The sequence below is a fragment of the Pseudomonas sp. MOIL14HWK12:I1 genome (assembly GCF_000510705.1).
Classification (GTDB): domain Bacteria; phylum Pseudomonadota; class Gammaproteobacteria; order Pseudomonadales; family Pseudomonadaceae; genus Chryseomonas; species Chryseomonas oryzihabitans.
The window spans coordinates 316,766-339,930 of sequence record NZ_KI783309.1 but is presented as its reverse complement, the minus strand read 5'-3'; the positions used below and the strand labels follow the sequence as shown (position 1 = coordinate 339,930).

Annotated in this window: 23 protein-coding genes and 1 tRNA gene; 12 read left to right on the top strand and 12 right to left on the bottom strand. The window is 67.3% G+C overall.

From position 1 onward, the window contains the following. The first annotated feature begins 31 nt into the window (after positions 1–31). Positions 32–997: a hypothetical protein gene (locus PSEK12I1_RS0122675; protein WP_027603019.1), complete on the top strand. Its 966-nt coding sequence runs from the start codon at positions 32–34 to the stop codon at positions 995–997. Between the two features lie 9 nt (positions 998–1,006). Here PSEK12I1_RS0122675 and PSEK12I1_RS0122670 read toward each other — a convergent pair whose 3' ends face one another. Beyond that, a complete protein-coding gene (locus PSEK12I1_RS0122670; protein WP_027598522.1) occupies positions 1,007–1,621 on the bottom strand; it encodes a pseudouridine synthase in 615 nt (204 codons plus the stop codon). A 63-nt stretch (positions 1,622–1,684) separates the two neighbouring features. On the opposite strand from PSEK12I1_RS0122670, the gene PSEK12I1_RS0122665 reads away from it, so the two are divergent. Then, positions 1,685–2,716: an MBL fold metallo-hydrolase gene (locus PSEK12I1_RS0122665; protein ID WP_027603018.1), complete on the top strand. Its 1,032-nt coding sequence runs from the start codon at positions 1,685–1,687 to the stop codon at positions 2,714–2,716. A 2-nt stretch (positions 2,717–2,718) separates the two neighbouring features. On the opposite strand, the gene PSEK12I1_RS0122660 is transcribed toward PSEK12I1_RS0122665, so the two are convergent. The 4 genes from PSEK12I1_RS0122660 to PSEK12I1_RS0122645 all read right to left on the bottom strand — a co-directional run bounded on the left by PSEK12I1_RS0122660 (position 2,719) and on the right by PSEK12I1_RS0122645 (position 5,427). After that, positions 2,719–3,180: a hypothetical protein gene (locus PSEK12I1_RS0122660; RefSeq protein WP_027598520.1), complete on the bottom strand. Its 462-nt coding sequence runs from the start codon at positions 3,178–3,180 to the stop codon at positions 2,719–2,721. Beyond that, positions 3,177–3,806, bottom strand: a complete 630-nt coding sequence (locus tag PSEK12I1_RS0122655) for a SatD family protein (protein ID WP_037007319.1) — start codon at positions 3,804–3,806, stop codon at positions 3,177–3,179. The genes PSEK12I1_RS0122660 and PSEK12I1_RS0122655 overlap by 4 nt, the downstream gene beginning before the upstream one ends. 211 nt (positions 3,807–4,017) lie before the next feature. Further along, positions 4,018–4,353 carry a protealysin inhibitor emfourin gene (locus tag PSEK12I1_RS0122650; RefSeq protein ID WP_007161915.1) on the bottom strand — a complete coding sequence of 112 codons (336 nt, stop codon included), beginning with the start codon at positions 4,351–4,353 and terminating at the stop codon, positions 4,018–4,020. 12 nt (positions 4,354–4,365) lie between these two features. After that, complete coding sequence (locus PSEK12I1_RS0122645) at positions 4,366–5,427, bottom strand: M4 family metallopeptidase (RefSeq protein WP_027603016.1); 1,062 nt, start codon at positions 5,425–5,427, stop codon at positions 4,366–4,368. Positions 5,428–5,561: 134 nt separating this feature from the next. Between PSEK12I1_RS0122645 and PSEK12I1_RS0122640 the strand changes: the two genes are divergently transcribed. Beyond that, positions 5,562–5,635: transfer RNA gene (locus tag PSEK12I1_RS0122640), tRNA-Gly, on the top strand. 92 nt (positions 5,636–5,727) lie between these two features. Here PSEK12I1_RS0122640 and PSEK12I1_RS0122635 read toward each other — a convergent pair. Beyond that, positions 5,728–7,905: an ATP-binding protein gene (locus PSEK12I1_RS0122635; RefSeq protein WP_027603015.1), complete on the bottom strand. Its 2,178-nt coding sequence runs from the start codon at positions 7,903–7,905 to the stop codon at positions 5,728–5,730. A gap of 248 nt (positions 7,906–8,153) precedes the next feature. Between PSEK12I1_RS0122635 and cycA the strand changes: the two genes are divergently transcribed. Next, on the top strand, positions 8,154–9,536 hold the full coding sequence (gene cycA / locus PSEK12I1_RS0122630) for a D-serine/D-alanine/glycine transporter (protein WP_027603014.1): 1,383 nt from the start codon (positions 8,154–8,156) through the stop codon (positions 9,534–9,536). Positions 9,537–9,551: 15 nt separating this feature from the next. Here the strand turns inward: cycA and PSEK12I1_RS0122625 are convergent, their stop codons facing one another. The 3 genes from PSEK12I1_RS0122625 to PSEK12I1_RS0122615 form a co-directional block, all read right to left on the bottom strand. Then, the gene (locus tag PSEK12I1_RS0122625; protein ID WP_027603013.1) at positions 9,552–10,823 is read right to left on the bottom strand and encodes a Y-family DNA polymerase; all 1,272 of its coding nucleotides are present in this window, start codon (positions 10,821–10,823) and stop codon (positions 9,552–9,554) included. Then, positions 10,816–11,247 (bottom strand): LexA family transcriptional regulator, encoded by a 432-nt coding sequence (locus tag PSEK12I1_RS0122620; protein ID WP_027598514.1) that lies wholly within the window; start codon positions 11,245–11,247, stop codon positions 10,816–10,818. The genes PSEK12I1_RS0122625 and PSEK12I1_RS0122620 overlap by 8 nt, the downstream gene beginning before the upstream one ends. A 96-nt stretch (positions 11,248–11,343) precedes the next feature. Next, positions 11,344–13,362: a methyl-accepting chemotaxis protein gene (locus PSEK12I1_RS0122615; RefSeq protein WP_027603012.1), complete on the bottom strand. Its 2,019-nt coding sequence runs from the start codon at positions 13,360–13,362 to the stop codon at positions 11,344–11,346. Positions 13,363–13,537: 175 nt separating this feature from the next. On the opposite strand from PSEK12I1_RS0122615, the gene PSEK12I1_RS0122610 reads away from it, so the two are divergent. The 8 genes from PSEK12I1_RS0122610 (at position 13,538) to PSEK12I1_RS0122575 (ending at position 20,611) form a co-directional block, all read left to right on the top strand. Next, on the top strand, positions 13,538–15,001 hold the full coding sequence (locus PSEK12I1_RS0122610; protein ID WP_027603011.1) for an amidohydrolase family protein: 1,464 nt from the start codon (positions 13,538–13,540) through the stop codon (positions 14,999–15,001). Positions 15,002–15,209: 208 nt separating this feature from the next. After that, positions 15,210–16,046, top strand: a complete 837-nt coding sequence (locus PSEK12I1_RS0122605; RefSeq protein WP_037007317.1) for a transporter substrate-binding domain-containing protein — start codon at positions 15,210–15,212, stop codon at positions 16,044–16,046. Between the two features lie 48 nt (positions 16,047–16,094). Then, entirely contained in the window at positions 16,095–16,757 is a 663-nt protein-coding gene (locus PSEK12I1_RS0122600) for an amino acid ABC transporter permease (protein WP_027598510.1), read from the top strand. A 10-nt stretch (positions 16,758–16,767) separates the two neighbouring features. Then, entirely contained in the window at positions 16,768–17,430 is a 663-nt protein-coding gene (locus tag PSEK12I1_RS0122595; protein ID WP_027603009.1) for an amino acid ABC transporter permease, read from the top strand. Then, a complete protein-coding gene (locus tag PSEK12I1_RS0122590; RefSeq protein WP_027603008.1) occupies positions 17,427–18,203 on the top strand; it encodes an amino acid ABC transporter ATP-binding protein in 777 nt (258 codons plus the stop codon). Before PSEK12I1_RS0122595 ends, PSEK12I1_RS0122590 begins: the two co-directional genes overlap by 4 nt. Positions 18,204–18,231: 28 nt before the next feature. Next, complete coding sequence (locus PSEK12I1_RS0122585) at positions 18,232–18,618, top strand: RidA family protein (protein WP_027603007.1); 387 nt, start codon at positions 18,232–18,234, stop codon at positions 18,616–18,618. Positions 18,619–18,632: 14 nt separating this feature from the next. Continuing rightward, positions 18,633–19,406, top strand: a complete 774-nt coding sequence (locus PSEK12I1_RS0122580; protein WP_027603006.1) for an IclR family transcriptional regulator — start codon at positions 18,633–18,635, stop codon at positions 19,404–19,406. Continuing rightward, complete coding sequence (locus PSEK12I1_RS0122575) at positions 19,403–20,611, top strand: amino acid deaminase (protein WP_027603005.1); 1,209 nt, start codon at positions 19,403–19,405, stop codon at positions 20,609–20,611. Before PSEK12I1_RS0122580 ends, PSEK12I1_RS0122575 begins: the two co-directional genes overlap by 4 nt. 170 nt (positions 20,612–20,781) lie before the next feature. On the opposite strand, the gene PSEK12I1_RS0122570 is transcribed toward PSEK12I1_RS0122575, so the two are convergent. The 3 genes from PSEK12I1_RS0122570 to PSEK12I1_RS0122560 all read right to left on the bottom strand — a co-directional run bounded on the left by PSEK12I1_RS0122570 (position 20,782) and on the right by PSEK12I1_RS0122560 (position 23,104). Further along, positions 20,782–21,210 (bottom strand): pyridoxamine 5'-phosphate oxidase family protein, encoded by a 429-nt coding sequence (locus PSEK12I1_RS0122570; protein ID WP_027598506.1) that lies wholly within the window; start codon positions 21,208–21,210, stop codon positions 20,782–20,784. A 112-nt stretch (positions 21,211–21,322) separates the two neighbouring features. Continuing rightward, entirely contained in the window at positions 21,323–22,261 is a 939-nt protein-coding gene (locus tag PSEK12I1_RS0122565) for an AraC family transcriptional regulator (RefSeq protein ID WP_027603004.1), read from the bottom strand. Between the two features lie 12 nt (positions 22,262–22,273). Beyond that, on the bottom strand, positions 22,274–23,104 hold the full coding sequence (locus tag PSEK12I1_RS0122560) for an oxidoreductase (RefSeq protein ID WP_027603003.1): 831 nt from the start codon (positions 23,102–23,104) through the stop codon (positions 22,274–22,276). Positions 23,105–23,165: the final 61 nt, after the last annotated feature.

Below are 23,165 nucleotides of genomic sequence, written 5' to 3'. Positions count from 1 at the left end.
TGCGGCTCTGCGTTTCCTGTCGAGAGTCCTCATGCCCTTCGCCCGCTCGCTCCGCAGTCAGAGCCTGCTCCTGTTCGGCGGCAGCCTGCTGCTGATGCTGCTGATCGCCCTGGCCGGCTTCGGCCTGCTCTCCCGCGAGTTGCATCGCTACCAGCACCTGATCGAAGGCCCGCTGGAGCGCCTGGTGGAGATCGACGACACCCACCTGATCTTCAAGATCCAGGTCCAGGAGTGGAAGAATTTTCTCCTGCGCGGCGGCGATGCCGCGACCGCCGAGCGCTACTGGCAGGCCTTCCTGACCCGCGAGGCGGAGGTCGACCGGCGTCTGCAGCAACTGACCGGCAGCGTCGATCCCGATCTGCAACCGCGGCTCCAGGCGCTGCGGGCCCAGCACCAACGCCTGAGCGAGCGCTATCGCGCCGGCCAGGCCGCCTATCTCGCCCATGATCGCGATCCGCGTCGCGGCGATGCCGAGGTCCGTGGTATCGACCGCGAGACCGCCGAGGGCTTCGCCGCCCTGGTCGACGACCTGCACGGACGCACCGCCGCGCAGATCGCCGCCATCCGCGCCGAGGCCCAGCGCGACATCCTGCTCGCCGGCCTGGCCCTGCTGCTCTGTGGCGGCGGCCTGCTGTTCCTCGGGATACGGCTGGTGGAGCGGCGGCTGGTGGATCCGCTGGTGGCCTGCGCCCGACAACTCGGGCTGCTGGCGCGCGGGCGTTTCGGCGAGCGCCTGCCCGGCGGCCGCGATGACGAAATGGGGCGCCTGGTCCTCAGCACCAATCTCTTGCGCGACGCCGCCGTGCAGCACACCCACGACCTACGCCACCAGGCCGGCGAGGTGGGCGCCCTGAGCGCGCTGCTGGCCAATCAGCTGGTGACCGAGCCGGGCCAGGCGCCGCGAGAGGTCGATCCGCAGGTCCTGAAAGAGGTCAGTCGCCGCCTCGCCGACATCGCCGGCGATCTAGAGGAGGCCGCCAGCCAGCGGCAGGACTGAGCTCCGCCGCTAGAGCTGCGCCGGCACCTCGCGCCACGCACCCGGCGCCAGATCGTCCAGGGTCCAGGGGCCGATGCGGACGCGCACCAGGCGCAGGGTCGGCAGGCCCACCGCGGCGGTCATGCGCCGGACCTGGCGATTGCGCCCTTCGCGAATGGTCAGCTCGATCCAGGCGGTCGGCACGCTCTTGCGAAAGCGCACCGGCGGATCGCGCTCCCAGAGCGCTGGCGGCTCCGCCAGCAGGCGGGCCTCGGCCGGCAGCGTGGGGCCGTCATTGAGGTCGACGCCCTGGCGCAGGCGCTGCAGCTGCTCTTCTCCAGGTGTGCCCTCCACCTGGGCCCAGTAGGTCTTGGGCAGCTTGTGCCTGGGATCGGCGATGCGCGCCTGCAACTGGCCATCGTTGGTCAGCAGGAGCAGGCCTTCGCTGTCACGATCCAGGCGGCCCGCGGGATAGACGCCCGGTACCTCGACATAGGCCTTCAGGGTCGCGCGACCGTCGGCGTCGGCGAACTGGGTGAGCACGTCGAAGGGCTTGTTGAGCAGCAGCAACCGCGGTGTGACCGGCGGTGCCTTGGCCTGGCGCCGCGGACGCTGGCCGGGGGTGGAGCGGGTATTTCGCGACATGGGGATCGACGGCGGCTAGCCAAAGGGTAATCTGGACCGCCCAGTCTATTCGTCCGAGGTCCCATGCGCATCTTTCGTCCGCTGTGGCTGATCCACCTGCTGACCCTGGCCGGTTGCGCCTCCTCCGCCTACGAGGGTCCGCGCTCCGATTACTTCGACGGCGAGCGCTTTCACAACCTGGCGCCGCGCGAAGACAAGAGCCTCTGGACCCTGCTGAAATGGCAGTTCACCCGCACCCGTCCCGAGTGGACCTGGCAGGACGGGCCGGCCGTACCGACGCGGCCAGTGGCCCGGGTCGAGGGTGGCGAATTGCGGGTGACCTTCGTCAACCATGCCACCCTGCTGATCCAGCATCAGGGTCTCAACATCCTCGCCGATCCGGTCTGGTCGGAGCGGGTCAGTCCCTTCAGCTTCATTGGTCCGCGACGCTATCACGCCCCCGGCGTGGCCCTAGATGACCTGCCGCCGCTGGACCTGATCTTCGTCAGCCACAGTCACTACGACCACATGGATCTGGCGACGCTGCGGCGCCTGGCCGAGCGCGCGCCCCTGACGCCGGTGGTGACGCCTCTGGGCAATGCCGAGCTGATCCGCCGCGAGACCGGTTTCGTCACCGTCAGCGAGCTGGACTGGTGGCAGAGCCTGCCGCTCAAGGACGGTCTGCGCCTGCACCTGGTGCCAGGCCAGCACTGGTCGGCGCGCAGTCGCTTCGACACCAACCGCCGGTTGTGGGGCGGCTTCGTACTGGAAGCGCCGACCGGACCGGTCTATTTCGCCGGTGATACCGGCTGGGGCCCGCACTTCGCGCAGATCCGCGAACGCCTGGGCGCGCCACGCTTCGCCGCCCTGCCCATCGGCGCCTACGAACCGCGCTGGTTCATGCGGGACAGCCATCTGAATCCCGACGATGCGGTACGTGCTCATCAGGCGCTGGGCGCCGTCAGCAGTCTGGGCATCCACTTCGGCACCTTTTCCCTGAGCGACGAAGAACAGTTCGCCCCGCCCCGCGACCTGGCCCACGCCCGCGCCCTGCATGGCCTGGCGGACGAGGCGTTCCGGACACTGGCGCCGGGCGAGGTCTGGTCGGTGCCCTGAGGTCAGCCGCCGACCTTTGCTGCTTCGATCAAAGGCGGCAAGGAGGAGGCGCTGAGCCAATCCATCAGGGTGGCTCTCATACCGACTCCCCAATGCTGGTCATAAAGCATCCAGGCCCCAGTAATCACGATGGCCCAGAGAATGCTGAACAGCGAGCCGACCAGAAAGTATTCGGCAAAGTCCCGCTGATCCAGCTCCTTGAAGCGAGCGACGGTCTTGAGCGCTATCACCGCCGCGAGGATTTCCCAGCTGTTGCTTAGCAGTCCCGCAGCCAACACCAGACGTTCGAGCCACCCGATGAGGCGTCCCGCGGAAAAGGCGCCATCGCTGGACGCGCCTGGCATTCTTGGCCGTGTCATGCGGATGAGCATCCTGCGACACAAGACATTGCCAAGCTCGGTCAACAGGGCCAAGGCGAAGAGCGTATAGGCCAGTGCATGCAATCCTTGCAGCAACCCGTTCATTGCTCAGCCTCCCTGCGATCCAGATCCGCCAGCACTTCCAGCACGGCATTCCACTGTTGGCTATAGGCGTCGAAGTGACCGGAGGTGCGTACCTTGTAGATGCTATGGACCGATACCTGACGCTGCTCTGCCAGCTCCGCGGGTAACTGTCCGTTCAACAGTGCCGCGATGTCGCTCAATTGACGTTGCGTCCAACCCTTCTCGATAACCGTCAAGCCAACCCCTAGTGCATCGAGAGTGGTCTCCAACAGCGGCTCCTGAGGCAGCGAGAAACCATAGCGGCAGAGCGCGCGCTTTTCGTTTAGCTTGTGCCGACTGCGGCTAAGACCCGGCCCCATCATGTTCCAGGCCTGCTGCGGATTCACAGCCGTTTCTATCCGGGCCAGCCCCAGCACGAAACGGCAATCGATACCACGCTGTAGGAGATCCAGCCTGATGTCACGCAACAGCCGAGCGCCGGCATTCAGGGACGTCACCAAACCCTGAAATTCGTCTCCAAGGGTGATGGTCAACGGTGATGCCAGGACGTCGGCATAACGCCTGTTGCACTGCACGACCGCTTCATTGAAAGCCTTGTGTAACTGCGCGATATCGGCAGCGTGCTCGCTATGCACCAGGTCGCCCATTACCACCGCGAGTGTCCTGGCAGTTATTTCCTGTTTTGGGGTCATTTTTCGCGATGTAACCATAAAAGGGTCAATCGCTTCTTTTTACCCAAAAACGGTGCGACTCGCCTAGCGCTAAATGTCATCAGTAATCAGCAGGGCAAGAGACAAAAGCAGCCAGGACGCTTGAGGATGCCCTCAACACCTCGCTGCTCCCGCCCATTAATTCAGGTTATTCCACCAGCCCCTTGTCCCAGAGTCGTACCAACTCGCTGGGCGCGCGGTCCTCGGGGATCAGCAGGGTCAGTTCGTCCTGCTGCTCGGCGGGCTGGGGACGGAAGCGCAATTCCACCTTGAAGTAGCGCTGATCGCCCCGCCCGACCTGGGTCGGTTCGCCGGATTCCGGCAGGCAGCGTTCCAGCACCGAGCAGATGCGCCCGCGCTGGGCGCTGTCGTACTGGCCGAATTCGATCTCCCGCGGCTTGCTCAGCGCGTGCAGGGGGGCAAAGCCGCCCTGTCGCGAGAGTCGCACCACGGTGTCCTTGCCCAGCGGGGGAAGTTCGCGCATTGCCCTGCTCCTCTAGATGAGAGTGACACCCACGCCGGCCCAGGCCTCTTCGACCGCACGCACCTCCGCCGACTCGGCGCCGAAACGGCGACCGGCATTGGAGACGGTCAGGCGGGCGAAGGCGGCGAAATCCGCATCGTTGGCCAGGCGACTGTCGCACAGAGTGTCGTACCAGATCGGCCCGGCCTTTTCCCAGGCGTAGCCACCCAGGGCCATCGCCGCCAGATAGAAGGCCCGGTTGGGAATGCCCGAGTTGAGGTGGACACCGCCGTTGTCTTCGCGGGTCTCGATGTAGTCGCGCATATGCCCGGGCTGGGGGTCCTTGCCCAGGGTCGGATCGTCGTAGGCGGTGCCCGGCTCGGCCATGGACCTCAGGCCCTTGCCGTTGATCTTCTTGGTCAGCAGCCCGGCGCCGATGATCCAGTCCGCCTCGGCGGCGGTCTGCTTGAGTTCGTACTGCTTGACCAGAACGCCGAAGACATCGGAGACCGATTCGTTGAGCGCGCCGGACTGATTGAAGTACACCAGGCCCGCCTCGCTCTCGGTGACGCCATGCACCAGTTCGTGGGCGATGACGTCCAGGGCGATGGTGAAGCGGTTGAAGATCTCGCCGTCGCCATCGCCGAACACCATCTGCTCGCCGTTCCAGAAGGCGTTCTGGTAGTCTTGGCCATAGTGGACGGTGCCGGCCAGTGGCAGGCCCTGGCCATCGATGGAATTGCGCCCGAACACCTCGTTGAAGAATTTGAAGGTGGCACCCAGGTAGTCGTAGGCCTCGTCCACCGCCACATCGCTCAGTGCCGGCTGCCCCTCCTGGCGCACCAGACCCCCGGGCAGCTGCATGGCGTTGCCGGCATCGAAGATGCTGCGCTGCGGACTGGCGTCATCGGTACGCGGCAGCGGCCCGACCGGTGCCTGGCGCACGCCGGGGCGCCCGGGATTGTGCAGCAGACTCTGGACATGACTCAGGGTGGTCAGGGCGCAGGAACGCTGGTGTTCGTCGCCATGATCGATGATGCGGCCAAGAATGTAGGGGGGAATCACCCCCTGGTAGGTGCCCGGGTTACAAGACATGCGCGCCCTCCTCCTCTGGGGGACAGAGTCCCCGATCACCGCAGCGTGCGGTCCGTATTTCTTGGACCACGAAACGACCAGACGGCTCCCGCCTCTTCACCCGGAGGCAGGCTTCTGGTACAAAGGCACCCCACGCGGGCGTCGTATAATGGCATTACCTGAGCTTCCCAAGCTCATGACGAGGGTTCGATTCCCTTCGCCCGCTCCAGATCCAGACGGCCTCCAATCAGTCCTTGCGGACACGCTGATTGGGGGCCGTTGCGTTTCCGGGCCCTGCCAAAGGGGTTTCGCGCGCGAAACCTACCCCGCCACCAATCCCTTCACCCGCTGCGCCAAGGCCTCCACCGCGAAGGGCTTGGTCAGGATCGCCATGCCCGGCTCCAGGTGGCCGTCGCTGAGCAGCGAGGTTTCGGCGAAGCCGGTGATGAACAGCACCTTGAGCGCCGGGCGGCGGACGCGGGCGGCGTCGGCCAGCTGGCGGCCATTCATGCCGCCGGGCAGGCCGACGTCGGTGACCAGCAGATCGATGCGCGCATCGGAGTGCAGCACCTCCAGGCCGCCGGCGCCATCGGCGGCCTCGATGATGACGTAGCCCAGTTCGCGCAGCAGATCGGTCACCAGCATGCGCACCGTGGGTTCGTCGTCGACCACCAGCACCGTGGCATTGGCGCCCTCCAGCAGACAGGGCTGACCGTCTGCCAGAGGCGAGCCGCACGGCCGCTCCACCGGTCGCAGGGGCAGATACAGGCAGACGGTGGTGCCTTCGCCGGGTGTCGAGCGCAGCCGCAGCTGGCCGCCAGACTGGCGGGCGAAGCCATAGATCATCGACAGCCCCAGGCCTGTGCCCTGCCCCATGGGCTTGGTGGTGAAGAAGGGCTCGAAGGCCTTGGCGGCGACTTCCGGCGTCATGCCGCTGCCGCTGTCGGTCACGCTCAGATGCAGATAGCGTCCAGGTGCAAGCTCGAAGTCGCGGATATCCGCTTCGCCCAGGGTGCGATGACTGGCGGCGATGAGGATGCGTCCGCCCTTGGGCATGGCGTCACGGGCATTGATGCACAGGTTGAGCAGGGCGTTCTCCAGCTGGGACTGGTCCACCAGCAGGGGCTGGTCGTCCGGCAGGCTGCTGAATTGCACCTGGATGGCCGGCCCCACGGTGCGCTGCACCAGGTCGAGCAGGCCGCCCACCAGCTGGTTGACCTCGGTGGCTTCCGGGGCCAGGGTCTGGCGGCGGGCGAAGGCCAGCAGCCGATGGGTCAGGGCCGCGGCGCGCTTGGCGCTGCTCTGGGCAGCCGTCAGGTATTTTTCCAGCTCGGTGAAGCGCCCCTGGCCAATTCTCAGGCTCATGAGGTCGAGGCTGCCCGAGATCCCGGCGAGCAGGTTGTTGAAATCGTGGGCCAGGCCGCCGGTGAGTTGCCCCACGGCTTCCATCTTCTGCGACTGACGCAGGGCCTCTTCCGAGCGGCGCAATTCTTCGGTGCGCTCTTCGACCCGCTGCTCGAGGGTAGCGGTCAGGTCCCGCAGGTCCGCCAGGGCGCGGTCGCGCTCGTCGGCCAGGGCCCGGCGGGCGTCCACGTCCAGCAGCACGCCGGGAAAGCGCAGCGGGGTGCCATCCGGCGCCAGTTCGACGTGGCCGTTGGCCTCCAGCCAGTAGTAGCGGCCGTCACTGCGGCGGACCCGGTACTGGTGTGCATAGCGGCCACCGCGGCCGATGACGTCGGCGATGGCCGCGGCCAGGCCGGCCTGGTCGTCCGGATGGACGGTGGCCACCACCTGCGCCAGGCTCAGGCCATCGCGACCCAGCGCCGGGTCGAGGCCGAAGTTGATGGCGAAGGCCTCGTCGACGGTGAATCTGTCGGTGGGCAGATCCCAGTACCAGGTGCCGATGATGGCGCCGGCGGCGAGGGCCAGCTGCACGCGCTCGGCGGCGGCCAGCACGCTGCTCTCCGCGGCGCGGGCGCTGTCGAGCTCGTCGATGCGTGCGGAAAGCTCCTGTTCGAGGGTCAGGTTGTGCCGCCGCAGGGCGGCCTCGGCCACATCGCGCTGACGGTGGGCCTGAACACTGGCGGTGGTCTCGGTGGTGATGTTGAGCATGCCGACGATGCGCTCGCCATCGCGCAGCGGGCTGTAGGAAAAGCTCCAGTAGGTGTCCTCGGGATAGCCGTTGCGGGTCATCACGAAGTGCTTGTCGACGAAGTGCAGCGCCTCGCCGGCCAGCGTCCGCGCGATCAGCGGCGCGATCTCGTCCCACAATTCCGCCCAGACCTCGTCGATCGGCAGCCCCAGGGCGGCCGGATGGCGGGCGCCGAGAAAGGGGGCGTAGGCCTGGTTGTAGATCAGCGTCTGCTCGGCGCCCCAGGTGGCGCACATGGCGAAGGGAGACGCCATCAGCAGGTCGTAGGTGGTCCGAAGGGCCACGGGCCAGCTGGCGCGCGCGCCCAGTGGCGTGGTTTCCCAGGCGAAACTTTCGAGATAGGACAAGGGACGACTCACTGGCAGAGGCACGGAGGGATCTCGTGGCCGTCCGGGCCTGCCGCAAGGCGCCCGGATGCCCATGATAGGCAGGTACGCAAGCCCCCTGCCAGTACCGCGATCCATCGCTGGCGCCGCCCTGCCCATCCGAGGCGGGACCGGGCCTGCGGCATGCTGTCCCGGTGAAACGACTGGCACCGGCGCCGTGCATCTCTTACCGTGTGGCCCCCGCTGTCGCTGTCAGGTATCCGCTCGTCATGTCCGCGTCTCCCACCCCGCCCGAGGGGCTGCAACGCAGCCTGTCCAATCGCCATCTGCAACTGATCGCCATCGGCGGCGCCATAGGCACCGGCCTGTTCATGGGTTCGGGCAAGACCATCGCCCTGGCCGGCCCCTCGATCCTGCTGGTCTATCTGATCATCGGCAGCGCCCTGTTCTTTGTCATGCGCGCCCTGGGCGAATTGCTGCTGTCGGATCTGGAGTACAAGTCCTTCATCGACTTCTGCACCGATCTGCTCGGGCCCTGGGCCGGCTTCTTCTGTGGCTGGACCTACTGGTTCTGCTGGATCGTCACCGCCATCGCCGATGTCATCGCCATCGCCGCCTATGCCCAGTTCTGGTTTCCCAGCCTCGCGCCCTGGATCCCGGCGCTGCTCTGCGTGCTGCTCCTGCTGGGTCTGAATCTGGTCACGGTGCGGCTGTTCGGCGAACTGGAATTCTGGTTCGCGCTGATCAAGATCGTCGCCATCTGCGCCCTGATCGTCACCGGATTCGGCCTGGTGCTCTGGGGCTTCCAGTCGCCCTCGGGCAACGTCGCCAGCCTCGCCAACCTGTGGAACGACGGCGGCGTCTTTCCCATGGGGCTGGGCGGTTTCTTCGCCGGTTTCCAGATCGCCGTCTTCGCCTTCGTCGGTATCGAGCTGGTGGGCACCACCGCCGCCGAGACCGCCGATCCGCGGCGCAATCTGCCGCGGGCGATCAACTCCATTCCGGTGCGCATCCTGGTGTTCTATGTGCTGGCGCTGGTGGTGATCATGGCGGTGACGCCCTGGCGCCAGGTGGTGCCGGACAAGAGTCCCTTCGTCGAACTCTTCGTGCTGGCCGGCGTGCCCATGGCCGCCAGCCTGATCAATTTCGTGGTGCTGACCTCCGCCACCTCCTCGGCCAACAGCGGCATCTTCTCCACCAGCCGGATGCTCTATGGCCTGGCCCGCGAAGGCCATGCGCCACGCGGCCTCACCCGCCTTTCGCGGGCGGCGGTGCCGGCGCGTGGCCTGGTGCTGTCCTGCCTGTGCCTGCTGCTGGGTACGGTGCTGATCTACCTGATCCCCAACCTGGTCACCGCCTTCACCCTGGTCACCACCCTGGCCGCGGTGCTGTTCATGTTCGTCTGGTCGCTGATCCTGCTGGCCTGGCTGGCCTACCGCCGCAACCGTCCGGAGCGCCATGCCGCCTCGGCCTTCCGCCTGCCCGGCGGGCGCTGGGTGTGCTACGGGGTGCTGGCCTTCTTCGCCGCGGTGCTGGTGCTGCTGACCCTGCAGGACGACACCCGCCAGGCGCTGCTGGCCAGTCCGCTGTGGTTCCTGCTGCTGGGGGTGGGCTACTGGTGGCGCGGGCGGCGGGTGGTACGCGCCGGCTAGCCGGACGCTGGCCGCTCAGCCCAGCGTCCAGAGTTCATCGAGCCGGGTGGTGTAGCGCGGGCTGAGCAGGTCGCGGCGCATCTGCCAGGCGGGATCGCGCGGGATCCGCGCCGGTCTCAGGGTCTCGCGACCGAACCGGCCGTTGATGGCGTCCAGGGTCGCCATCAGCCGGGCCGCGGCCGGATCCGGGGCGGCGGCGAAGAGATCCGCCGCCACCTCGCTACGGCCGCAGAGATCGAGCAACAGCACCTCGGCCTTGGCGTAGCCGAAGCCGTCGCGAAAGATCTCGCGCAGGCCCGCCTGGGCCTGGTCGTTGAGCACCCGGGTGTCGTCGCTGGGCACCGGCAGGTTGAGCAGGGCGGCATTGGCGTAGCGGCCTTCGTCGGCGCCGTGCATGCCGGTCTGGATGCTGACCCTCAGGGTGCGACAGAGCGAACCCTGGGCGCGCAACTTTTCCGCGGCGCGGGCGGTGTAGCTGGCCACCGCCTCGGCCAGGGCGCCGAACTGATACTGGCGGCGACCGAACATGCGACTGCTGCAGATGGTCTGCCGCGGCGCCTCCAGTTCTTCCAGACTCAGGCAGGCCAGACCGCGCAATTCCCGCGCGGTCTTTTCCAGCACCACGCTGTAGCGCTGGCGCAGCGACCAGGCATCCTGCCCGGCCAACTCCCAGGCCGTGCTGACCCCCTCCCCGCGCAGCCGCGCGGCCAGGCGCCGGCCGACGCCCCAGACGTCTTCGATGGGCGAATGCCTGAGCACCCAGTCATGCACCGCCGGATCGCGCAGATCCAGCACCCCGCCGGTGCGCTCCGGCCAACGCTTGGCGGCGGCATTGGCCAGCTTGGCCAGGGTCTTGGTGCCGGCGATGCCGACGCTGACCGGGATGCCCGTCCACTTCTGCACCCGCGCCTGCAGGCGATGGCCGAGGGCGTCCAGGGGTTCGGGCAGGCCGGCCAGATCGGCGAACACCTCGTCGATGCTGTAACGCTCCAGGCGCGGCACCAGGGTCGCCAGGGTGCGCATCACCCTGTCGCTGAGATCGCCATAGAGGGCATAGTTGGAACTGAAGGCCGTCACTTCGCCGCGCCGGGCCAGTTCGCGCACCTGGAACCAGGGCGCCGCCATGGCGATGCCCAGGCGCTTGGCCTCGGGCGAACGGGCGATCACGCAGCCGTCGTTGTTGGACAGCACCACCACCGGGCGCCCGGCGAGATCGGGGCGGAAGACCCGCTCGCAACTGCAATAGAAGGCGTTGCAGTCGATCAGCGCCAGCACCGACTCAGCCATGGCCGAAACGCCTCAGGCTGTGGGTGGCCACGCCCCAGACCTCGAAGTCGTCGCGCTCGCCGATGACCAGGGGGGCATAGGCGGGATTTTCCGCCAGCAGGACGAAATTGGCGCCGCGCCGACCGAGGCGCTTGAGGGTGGGTTCGCGATCGCGCACCGCCACCACGATGTCGCCGACCCGTGCCGGCCGGGCGCGATCGACGATCACCAGGTCGCCGGCAAAGATGCCGGCGCCGGTCATGCTGTCGCCACTGACCTGGATGACATAGGTGTGGGGCGCGCGCAGGTCGACCAGCTCGTCCAGCGAGACCTGGCGCTCCAGATGATCCTGGGCCGGCGACGGGAAGCCGCACGGCAGGCGAAAATCATAGAGCGGCAGCCGGGTGTCGGACGATTCCAGGCAACCCAGGACGGTAACGGACATGACAAGGCGCTCCTGCGGATAACTGTCTATTTATACAGTTATCCGCAGCTGCCGTGTTGTAAAGTCCGACCTAATCTGCGCCGATGAGCGGCGCCGTCAGGCGCTGAGGCGGAAGCGCGAGACGATGCCGCGCAGGTCCTGGGAGAGGCCGGCGAGGCGTTCGGCGGTACCGGCATCGGACTCGATACCGGTCAGGACCTGCAGGGTGCTGGCGCGGATGCCGGTGGTGTTGCGGTTGATGTCTTCAGAGACCGCCGCCTGCTGTTCCGCGGCACTGGCGATCTGCACATTGACGTCGACGATGCGCTCCACCGCGGCGCCGATGCTGGTCAGGCTGACGCTGGCCTGCTCGGCCGCCGCGACGCCGGTCAGGGCATGGCCGCGGCTGGCCTGCATCTGCCCGACGGCCTCGCCGGTGGCGGCCTGCAACTGCTCGATGATGCGGCGGATTTCCTCGGTGGAGGTCTGGGTGCGCGAGGCCAGGGTGCGGACCTCATCGGCCACCACGGCGAAGCCGCGGCCCTGCTCGCCGGCCCGAGCGGCCTCGATGGCGGCGTTGAGCGCCAGCAGGTTGGTCTGCTCGGCGATGGTGCGGATCACCGCGATGACCCCGCCGATGGCCTGGCTGTGGGTTTCCAGGGCCGCGACCTTGGTGGCGCTGAGGTCCACCTCGGCGGCCAGGGCCTCGATGGCCTGTTGCGTCTGCTGCATCACCCGGGTGCCTTCCCGGGTGGCCTGATCGGCCTGCTGGGCCGCGGCCACGGCGCCTTCGGTGTTGTTGGCGACGTCCGCCACGCTGGCGGTCATCTCGGTGATGGCGGTGGCCACCTGATCGGTCTCGCCCTGTTGCGTCTGCATGGTCGAACGGGCCTGGCCGATGGAGCCGGCCAGGGACCCCGCGGCCTCGGCCACCGCGCTGGAGGCCTGATCCACCTCGCGCAGCGAGCGACCGAAGGCCTCCAGCATCGCGTTCAGGCTACGGCCGATGTCGGCGATCTCGTCACGCCCGTACAGGGCGGCGCGGCGACTCAGATCGCCCTGGGCGGCGGCGGCGGTCACCCCGACCAGTTCGGCGATCCCCAGGCGCAGGGCCTGGTAGATGCCGGCGAAGGTATAGGCCAGCAGCAGCAGGGCGCCCAGGATCATGCCCACGACCAGATTGCGCAGCGTGGTCGCCTGGGCCAGACGCTCGGCCAGCAACTGGGAGAGCTGGCCCTGCGCCTCGTCCTGCACCTTGTAGTAGCGGGCGACCACGGCATTGCCCTGGGTACCCAGGGCGCGACCGGAAACCGTACCCTCATTGGTCATGGCGGCCAGCATGCCCTGACGGAAGTTGGCATAGTCGTCCGCCGCCTGGGCCAGGGAGGCCTTGAGGCGCTGGGCCAGGTCTGGCGCCTGACGCGCCAGGAGTCTGAGGCCCTGCTCCAGCTCGTCGGACGTCTGCCGCTCCTGATTCACCACAGTACGCGCCAGATTCAGACTGGCCGGATCGAAGCGATTGTTGGCGCTCAGACCGGTGGCCAGCCCGCGCAGCTGGCCGATCAGGTTGATTTCCCGCGGCAGGCGCAGCGAGCTGATGTCGATGAGAAAGAGACTGGTGTAATCCGAGTCCAGCGCCAGGCCGGAGGTGGCCGAGACGTAATAGAAGAGATTCAGGGTCTGGATCAGTTGCTCGTTCCAGGCCTCGAACACCTCCAGCGGGGTGCCCGTGGCGCCCTGCATCAGACGCTCGGCGCCCCGCCGCAACTGGTTCAGGCGATCCCCGGTTTCCAGCCGGGTGCCGAGTTCGCGATCCAGCCGGCCCAGATCGTCATAGGCCTTGAGCAGGTTGTCACGGTTGTTCTGCCAATCCTGCTGGGCAGAGGCATCGCCATCCTGTAGCCGCTTGGTCAGGGCGCGCTGCAACATGCTCAGGCGGGCGATGGGGGTCAGTTGCGTCAGATAGCGCTGACCGTCGATTTCCTGGACCAGGCCGACCCGCTGTTCCTGGATGTCTTGATAGAGGTAGACACTGAGAAAGATCAGGGGCACCAGGACGATGGCCGCCAGGCAGGCGAATTTGGCGGGGAATCTCAGGCGATTCATTAGACTTATGACAGGGGTCAACAGATTCATGGCGAGCTCACGGGCGGCAGAAGGGGTCACTCGGGCTGTACCGCCCAATTTGTGACGTAATAGACAGAGTTTTCTGTAACAGTTCTATCGCTATCGGCCTGCCGTCTCGCTTATATGGCCCTTTGCCACCCGACGGTCGAAAGGCGTCCCTCAACGGTTGTAGGATGGCTCTGGCATGCATGATGTAGTGATTCTCAATGCCCTTGTGCTGGATGGTCGCGACCGTCCAGGCCGGGTACTCGACGTGGCGATTGCCGGCGAGCGTATCCAGGCACTCGGTCAGCTGGCCGGGCAACCTGCGCGGGAGGTCCGCGATGGCCGCGGCCTGGCCCTGGCCCCCGGCTTCATCGATGTCCATACCCATGACGACACCATGGTCATCCGCCGCCCCGAGCAGTTGCCCAAGCTCAGCCAGGGGGTCACCACCGTGGTGGTGGGCAACTGCGGCATCAGCGCTGCCCCGGTGCGGCTGCGCGGGGAGCCGCCGGATCCCTTGAATCTGCTCGGGCCGGCTGCGGCCTTCGGCTATCCCACCTTTGCCGCCTACCGCGCGGCGGTGGAGCAGGCCCGCCCCGGGGTCAACGTCGCCGCCCTGGTCGGGCATACGGCGCTGCGCAGCAATCACCTGGACGATCTCCAGCGTGCCGCCACCCCTGCCGAGATCGCCGCCATGCGCGCCGAATTGCGCGACAGCCTGGCCGCTGGCGCCCTGGGGCTCTCCACCGGCCTGGCCTACGCCTCCGCCATGGCGGCGCCGACCGCGGAGGTGGCGGAGCTGGCCGCCGAGCTGGACGCCGTGGGCGGACTCTATGCCACCCACCTGCGCAGCGAATTCGCCGCAGTGCACGAAGCCCTGGACGAAGCCCTGGACATCGGCCGCCAGGCCCGGGCGCCGGTGGTGGTGTCCCACTTCAAGTGCGCCGGGGTGGACAACTGGGGCCGCGCGCCGGAGTTGCTCGGCGCCCTGGCGCGGGCCGCCCACGGCCAGCCGGTCGGCTGCGACTGCTATCCCTATGCCGCCAGTTCCTCCACCCTGGATCTCAAGCAGGTCACCGACCGCCACCGCATCACCATCACCTGGTCCACCCCGCATCCCGAGTGCGGCGGTCGCGACCTGGCCGCCATCGCCGCCGACTGGGGCCTGGACCTGCAGGAAGCCGCCCGCCGCCTGCAACCGGCCGGTGCCGTCTACTACGGCATGAGCGAAGCCGACGTACGCCTCATCCTCGCCCATCCGCTGAGCATGATCGGCTCCGATGGCCTGCCCGAGGACCCCTTCCCCCATCCGCGACTCTGGGGCGCCTTCCCGCGGGTGCTCGGTCACTTCAGCCGCGACCTCGGCCTCTTTCCCTTGCACACCGCCGTGCACAAGATGACCGGCCTCTCCGCTGCCCGCTTCGGCTTGGCGGGTCGCGGCCTGATCGAGCCGGGCGCCCAGGCGGACCTGGTGCTGTTCGATCCCGCCCGCATCCGCGACGTGGCCGACTTCAGCGAGCCGCAACGGCCTGCCGAAGGCATCGAAGCGGTCTGGGTGAATGGGCAACTGGCCTATGCACCGGGGCAAGCCATTGGCGAGCGTCATGGTCGCTTCCTGCCGCGCGCCGGGGATCTGCGGTCGACCTTCCCACGTTCCGCCTGAGCGCTACCAGGTAACGCCTCCAGCTGGTGCATCCCCGTTACCTTCCGCCACCTCCCGGTGCCCCCTGGCGCACCGGGAACCCCTTCGGCTGCCTGTCCCCCGTGCCAAGCCCTTGATTTGCAACGTCATGCGAATAGCTGGCACAGTCGCTGCAATCTATTCCGTTGTTACGAACATACTTCCGCTATAACGGAAAAGGAGACATGCGATGACAGGCAAGACGAAGGGGTGGAAAACGCTGGCGCTGCTGGTCGGCCTGGTCGCCATAACCGGCGCCCAGGCGGCCAAGCTGGATGACGTGCTCAAGCGCGGCCATCTGGTCGTGGGCACCGGCAGCACCAATGCGCCCTGGCACTTCCAGGGCGCCGACGGCAAGTTGCAAGGCTTCGATATCGATATCTCCAAGGTCATCGCCAAGGGCCTGTTCAACGATCCGGAAAAGGTCGAGTTCGTCGTCCAGGGCTCGGATGCGCGCATCCCCAACCTGCTCACCGACAAGGTCGACATCAGCTGCCAGTTCATCACCGTGACCGCCAGCCGCGCCCAGCAGGTGGCCTTCACCCTGCCCTACTACCGCGAAGGCGTGGCCCTGCTCCTGCCGGCCAACAGCCGCTACCAGCAGATCGACGACCTCAAGGCGGCCAAGGGCGACCTGACCGTGGCCGTGCTGCAGAACGTCTATGCCGAGGAACTGGTGCACCAGGCACTGCCCGGCGCCAAGGTCGACCAGTACGACAGCGTCGACCTGCTCTACCAGGCCCTCGGCACCGGCCGTGCCGACGCCGTGGCCACCGACCAGTCCTCGGTCAAGTACCTGATGACCCAGAATCCCGGCCGCTACCGCTCGCCCGACTATGCCTGGAGTCCCCAGACCTATGCCTGCGCGGTCAAGCGCGGCGACCAGGACTGGCTGAACTTCGTCAACACCGCCCTGCACGAGGCCATGACCGGCGTGGAATTCCCCACCTATCAGGCGTCTTTCAAGAAGTGGTTTGGCGTCGAGCTCCCCTCTCCGGCGATCGGCTTCCCCGTCGAGTTCAAGTGATCCTGGCCCCGGCGCGGTCCGTCCGCGCCCTCTAGGTAGACGTCGAGCATGAACTACACCCTCAACTTCGCCCCCGTGTGGCAGAACCTGGACCATTTGCTGGCCGGGCTCGCCCTCGGCCTGCAGCTGGCGCTGGTAGGCATCGCCATCGGCTGCCTGATCGGCCTGGCCACCGCCTTCGCCCTGCTCTCGCCGGTGCGGGCGCTGCGCTGGCTGGCGGGGGGCTATGTCACCCTGGTGCGCAACACCCCGATCCTGGTGCTGATCCTGCTGCTGTACTTCGCCCTGCCCAGCGTCGGCATCCGCCTGGACAAGCTCAGCTCCTTTCTCATCACCCTGGCGCTCTATGCCGGGGCCTACCTGGCCGAGGTGTTTCGCGGCGGGCTCATGGCCATTCCCAAGGGCCAGCGCGAGGCGGGCCTGGCCATCGGCCTGCGCGAGTGGCAGATCAAGGCCTACGTCATCATTCCGGTGATGCTGCGCAACGTGCTGCCGTCGCTTTCCAACAGCTTCATCTCGCTGTTCAAGGACACCTCCCTGGCGGCGGCCATCGCCGTGCCGGAGCTGACCTACCAGGCGCGCAAGATCAACCTGGAAAGCTACCGGGTCATCGAGACCTGGCTGGTGACCAGCGCCCTCTACATCCTCACCTGCTACGTCATCGCCCTGCTGCTGCGCCAGCTGGAGCGACGCCTGAGCCTGACCCGCTAGGAGCCCGATCGTGTACGAAGCCCCCTCCTGGTTCCTGGAATTGTGGAACGCGCGCCAGACCCTGGCCGCCGGGTTCGCCACCACCCTGGCCTGCTCCGTGCTGGCGGTGCTCGGCGGCACCCTGTTCGGGACCCTCGGCGGCCTGGCGCTGACCTATGGCCGCTGGCCGCTGCGCCTGCCCTTTCGCCTCTATGCCGACCTGATCCGCGGCACCCCGGTGTTCGTGCTGGTGCTGGCCTGCTACTACATGGCGCCGGCGCTGGGTCTGCGGCCCACGCCCTTCCAGGCCGGCACCGCGGCGCTGCTGCTGTTCTGCGGCTCCCACGTGGCGGAGATCGTCCGCGGCGCCCTGCAGGCCATCCCCCGCGGCCAGCACGAGGCGGCCAAGGCCATCGGCCTGACCTTCGCCCAGAGTCTCAAGGAGGTGCTGCTGCCCCAGGCGCTGCGCCAGATCCTGCCGACCTGGGTCAATGCCTCCACCGAGATCGTCAAGGCCTCCACCCTGCTCTCGGTGATCGGCGTGGCCGAGTTGCTGCTGAGCAGCCAGCAGGTCATCGCCCGCACCTTCATGACCCTGCAGTTCTATCTGTTCGCCGGGCTGCTGTTCTTTCTCATCAACTTCGCCATCGAGCGGCTCGGCCGCTATCTGGAAAAACGGGTGACCCTGCCATGACCGACGCCAACGCCCCGCTGTTGAGCATCAACGGCCTGCACAAGAGTTTCGGCGCCACCGAGGTGCTAAAGGGCATCGACCTGTCCCTGGACCGCGGTGACGTGGTCACCCTGATCGGCTCCAGCGGCTCGGGCAAGACCACCCTGCTGCGCTGCGTCAACCTGCTGGAAGACTTCCAGGGTGGCAGCATCCAGCTGGCCGGCGAGGCCATCGGCTACCGCGAGGAAGGCGGTCGCCGCCAGCGCCTACCGGAGCGCGAGATCGCCCGCCAGCGCTCGCTCACCGGCATGGCCTTCCAGCAGTTCAATCTGTTTCCCCACCTCACCGCCCTGGAAAACGTCACCCTCGGCCTGCGCAAGGTCAAGAAGATGGGCAAGGACGAAGCCATCGCCCTGGGTGAACAGTGGCTGCGCCGGGTCGGCCTGATCGAAAGACGCGACCATCATCCCGGCCAACTCTCCGGCGGTCAGCAGCAGCGGGTGGCCATCGCCCGCGCCATTGCCATGAATCCCAGCCTGATGCTGTTCGACGAACCCACCTCGGCACTGGACCCGGAGCTGGTCGGCGAGGTGCTGGCGGTGATCAAGGACCTGGCCCAGGACGGCATGACCATGCTGCTGGTGACCCACGAGATGAAATTCGCCTACGAGGTGTCCGATCGCATCGTCTTCATGAGCCAGGGCCGCATCGAGGAGCAGGGCCCGCCCCGCGAACTCTTCGAGCGCCCCCGTTCCACCCGTCTCGCCGAATTTCTCGGCCGGACCTCCTTCTGAATCCTTCCCCCGCTACAGGAGCACCCTTATGAGCATCACCCGATACGGCGCCGGCGAACGCGGCGCAGGCGGCCAACCCCTGCCCTTCGCCCGAGCGGTGGAAGCCGATGGCTGGCTGCACGTCTCCGGCCAGGTGGCCATGGAGAATGGCGAGATCATCGACGGCGGCATCGTCGCCCAGACCCACAAGACCATGCAGAATCTGATCGCCATCCTGCACGAAGCCGGCTACGGTCTGGAGCACGTGGTGCGTGCCGGCGTCTGGCTGGACGATCCGCGTGATTTCTGGAGCTTCAACAAGGTGTTCGCCGAGTACTTCGCCGGCAATGCCCCGGCGCGCGCCTGCGTGCAGTCCTCCATGATGGTGGACTGCAAGGTCGAGATCGACTGCATCGCCTACAAACCCAAGGCCTGAGACAAACCGCCCAGATGACCGAACCTACCCGCCAACGAGCCCGCGGCCTGGACCGCGCCTTCGACATCCTCGATCACCTCAAGCGGGTGGGTCGGCCGCTGCGCCCCAACGAGATCGCCGCGGGCCTGGGCATTCCCAAGTCCACCGTCTACGACCTGGTCGGCCTGCTGCTGGAGCGGCACATGCTCGATGCCGTGGGCCGCGACGGTCAGGTCTACCTGGGCCGCGAGCTGTACTTTCTCGGCCAGGCGCACCTGCGCCACTTCGACCTGGCCCGCGAGGCCAAACTGCTGCTGGACGACATCGTCGCCCAGACCCGCGAGACCGCCCAGCTGTGCCAGCTCAACGGCCGCAAGTACACCGTCTCGCTGATGAAGGAAGGCGCCCGCGCCTTTCGCATCTCGTCCAATGTCGGCGAAGACGCGCCCATTCCCTGGACCGCGTCCGGGCGACTGCTGCTCGGTCATCTGAGCGATGCCGAGATCCTCGCCCTGATCGATCCGGACGACTTCATCCTGCCCGACGGCAGCCGCCTGCCCCCGGCGACCTTTATCGCCGAGATCCGCAGCGCCTGCGCCGAAGGCTTCTTTTCCTTCGACAGCATCGCCGACACCTACACCCACTGCTTCGCCGCCCCGGTGCAGGACGCCAGCGGCCTGAGCATCGCCACCCTGTGCATAGTAGCGCCCCGCGCCGACGCCCAGGCCCACCATGCCGAGTACCGCCAGGTGCTGGTCGACAGCGCCCGCCGCCTGTCCCAGCGCCTGGGCGGCCAGGAGAATCCATGACCATCCTCAAAGCTCCCGAGAAAGGCGCCGCCACGCCTGGCGCCAGCCTGCTCAGCGACGTGCCCCTGCCCGCCCTGGTCATCCACCAGGCTGCGCTCGACCACAACATCGCCTGGATGCAGGCCTTCGCCAGCGACCGCGGCGCCGAACTCGCGCCCCATGGCAAGACCAGCATGGCGCCGGCGCTGTTCCAGCGGCAGCTGGCCGCGGGTGCCTGGGGCATGACCCTGGCCACCGCGGTGCAGACCCGCGCCGCCCAGGCCCACGGCGTGCGCCGGGTGCTGATGGCCAACCAGCTGGTGGGCGCACCGAACATGGCGCTGATCGCCGAGTTGCTCGCCGCCGATCCGGACTTCGACTTCCATTGCCTGGTGGATCATCCCGACCAGGTGACCGCCCTGGGCGCCTTCTTTGGCGCACGGGGGCTGGCGCTGCAGGTGATGATCGAGTACGGCGTACCGGGCGGCCGTTGTGGTTGCCGCAGCGAAGCCGAGGTACGAGAACTGGCCCGGGCCATCGCCGGGCAACCGGCGCTACGCCTGACCGGCATCGAAGGTTACGAGGGGGTGATCCACGGCGCCGAGGCGGCCACCGACATCCGCGCCTTCGCCGATTCCCTGGTGCGCTTGGCGGAGGAACTGCGCGGCCAGGGCGCCTTCGCCCTCGACCGACCCATCGTCACCGCCTCGGGTTCGGCCTGGTATGACCTGATCGCCGCCGCCTTCGACCAGCTGGAAGTGCGCGAGCGCTTTCTCGCAGTCATGCGGCCCGGCAGCTATGTGGTCCATGACCACGGGATCTATCGCGAGGCCCAGCGTGGCGTCCTGGCCCGCACCGGTCTGAACGAGGGCCTGCAACCGGCGCTGGAGGTCTGGGCTCACGTGCAATCCCTGCCCGAACCCGGTTTCGCCATCCTGGCCCTGGGCAAGCGCGACATCGCCCACGATGCCGGCCTGCCGCTGCCGCTGCGCCGCTACCGGCCCGGCCAGACCCCAGCTGAAGCCATCGATGTCAGCGGCTGCACGGTCACGGCCATCATGGACCAGCACGCCTTCATGGTCGTCGCCCCGGGGACCGCGCTGGCCATCGGCGACCTCATCGCCCTGGGCACCTCCCACCCCTGCCTGACCTTCGACAAGTGGCGCCAGGGCTGCATCGTCGACGAAGGACTGGAGGTCGTGGAGACCTTCGCGACCTGCTTTTAGGCTTGTTTGAAAGGTCGTCGAACGAAGATCAGGCAAGGCAAAAATCTGTGAGGAAGCGGATCGGACTCGCGCTCGAGTTTACGAATGGTAAATGAGCATTCCGACTGGGCTGGCATTCCAGCAGATTTTTAACTCAGCATGACCGAGTGCAGGCACCTTTCAGACAAAGCCTAGGGGCGCAGCTCGCCCTCTTCCTCGCCATCCCAGTAACGGATGCGCTCGGCATGCACCTTGATGAGGATCATGCCGGGCGTGTCGGTGCCCTGGGGAAACCAGCGGTCCAGACTCTTGGTCCAGTGCGCCTCGAATTGCGCCTTGTCGCGGATAAGCTCGGCGTGCCCTTCGATGCCGATGAAGATGCCGGGCTTGCCGAGCAGGCTCTTGCCTTCGCTGAAGCTCAGTCCCACCGCCGGATCCTGCTCGATGTCCCGGATCTTGGCCGAGTCCTCGTAGGCATAGAACCAGGAGTCCCCGTCGTATTCGACGTCGCCGTTGTTGCTCATCGGCCGGCTGGTCAGGCGCCCGGTACCGGTGGTCAGCATGCAGAAATCCAGATCGCGCATCGCTTTGGAAAGGTCGTGCAGGGTCTTGTCGGCCATGGGGGTCGCTCCGGTTGGGCGGGCAGGCAGTGCCCGTATGCATTCAGACCGGGGGCGGCCGCCGCTTGGTTCCGGCGCAGCGGCGTCGCCCGGACTTTTCGGACGGACAGCCCTAGTGGGAAGCGACATAGACCGCCGTCGCCGGCGGTGCCGGCAGCGCATAGGTGGCCTTCATCCAGTCGATCTCCGCCAGCGGGGTCCGGCCGAACAGCCGCTTGAATTCGCGGCTGAACTGGGAGGCGCTCTCGTAGCCTACGGCAAAGGCCGCGTTCGCCGCCGGGAGGGCGTCGCGCAGCATCAACAGCCGCGCCTGGTGCAGACGGGTCGACTTCAGATACTGCATGGGCGTGGTGCCGGTAATGTCGCGGAAGTGCCGGTGGAAGCTGGGCTGACTCATGCGCGCTTCCTGCGCCAGCGCGGCGACGTCCAGCCGCTCGGCATAGCGGGCGTGCAGGGTGCGCAACGACCGGGCGATACGGCCGAAACGCCCCTGGCGATCCAGGGCCGCGCGCAACGAACCACCCTGGGCGCCGGTGAGGATCCGATAGTAGAGCTCACGCAGCAGCGCCGGCCCCAGCAGCCGGGCATCGGTCGGCACGCTCAGGACCTCCAGAAAGCGCAGCGTCGAGGCGCGCAGCGGCTCATCGATCGGCGAGGCATAGAGCCCGCGGGGCGCCTCCAGCGCCGGCCCGAGTTCGCTGTCTAGCTGCAGCACCAGGTCGCCGAGCAGCCGAAAATCCAACCGTAGATAGATGGCCAGCAGCGGTGCCTCCGGACTGGCATCGGTCTCCATGGTGAAGGGCACGGGCACGGAGACCACCAGGTAGTGCTGGGCATCGTACTGATAGACGCGGTCACCGAAGTAGCCACGCTTGCCGCCCTGGCAGACAATGACGACCCCGGGATCATAGAGCACGGGTACGCCGGTCAGCGGGCGATCCGAGCGCAGGAAGCGCACATCCTCCAGAGGGCTGAGGTTGTAGCCTTCCTGCGGCGCCAGCCTGCCCAGCAGCGCCACCAGCCGGCTGGCAAGGGGATCGCTCGGATTCATGGGACCTCCGCTTCAGCCATCGGTGGAAAGGGTCAGGGCTTCCCAGCGGTCGATTTCCCGGCTGGCCGTGGCCAGGCGTTCGCGAACCAGGTGCAAGGCATCGCTCCCCAGCAGCAAGTGCGTTGGCGGCGCCGGCAGGGCGATGAGCTGCAGCAGCGCCTGGGCCGCCTTGCGTGGATCGCCCAGCTGCTTGCCGCTCTTGGCCTCCCGCGCCGCCCGGATCGGCGTGAACTGCTCGTCGTAGTCGGCGATGCCGCGTGCGCTGCGACGCATCGAGCGACCCGCCCAGTCGGTGCGAAAGGAGCCGGGGGCCACGGCGGTGACCCAGACGCCGAAGGGTGCCAACTCCTGGCCCAGGGCCGCCGAGATACCTTCGAGGGCGAACTTGCTGCCGCAATAGTAGGAGATACCCGGCAGGGTGATGGTGCCACCCATCGAGGTGATGTTGATGATATGACCGCGGCGCCGCTCGCGGAAGGACGGCAGGAAGGCCTTGGTCATGGCGACCGCCGCGAAGACATTGACCTCGAATTGCTGGCGCAGCTCTTCCAGCGGCGATTCTTCGAGAATGCCCTCATGGCCGTAGCCGGCGTTGTTCACCAGGACATCCACCGGACCGTGGGCTGCCTGAACCTCGGCCACCACTGTCGCCAGGCGCGCATGGTCCGTGACATCCAGCAGCACGCCATGGGCCCGGTCCGACAAGGCCGCGAAGGCCTCCAGATCGGCTTCCCGGCGCAGCGTGCCGATGACACGGTGGCCGGCCGCGAGGGCTTCCCGTGCCAGGGCATTGCCCAGGCCGCTGCTCACGCCGGTGATGAAAAGGGTCTTGTGCTCGTTCATGGTCCACTCCCATCGTTGGAAGCGGCCATGCTAGCGCTGGTGTCTGGCGCCCCCACTGCCG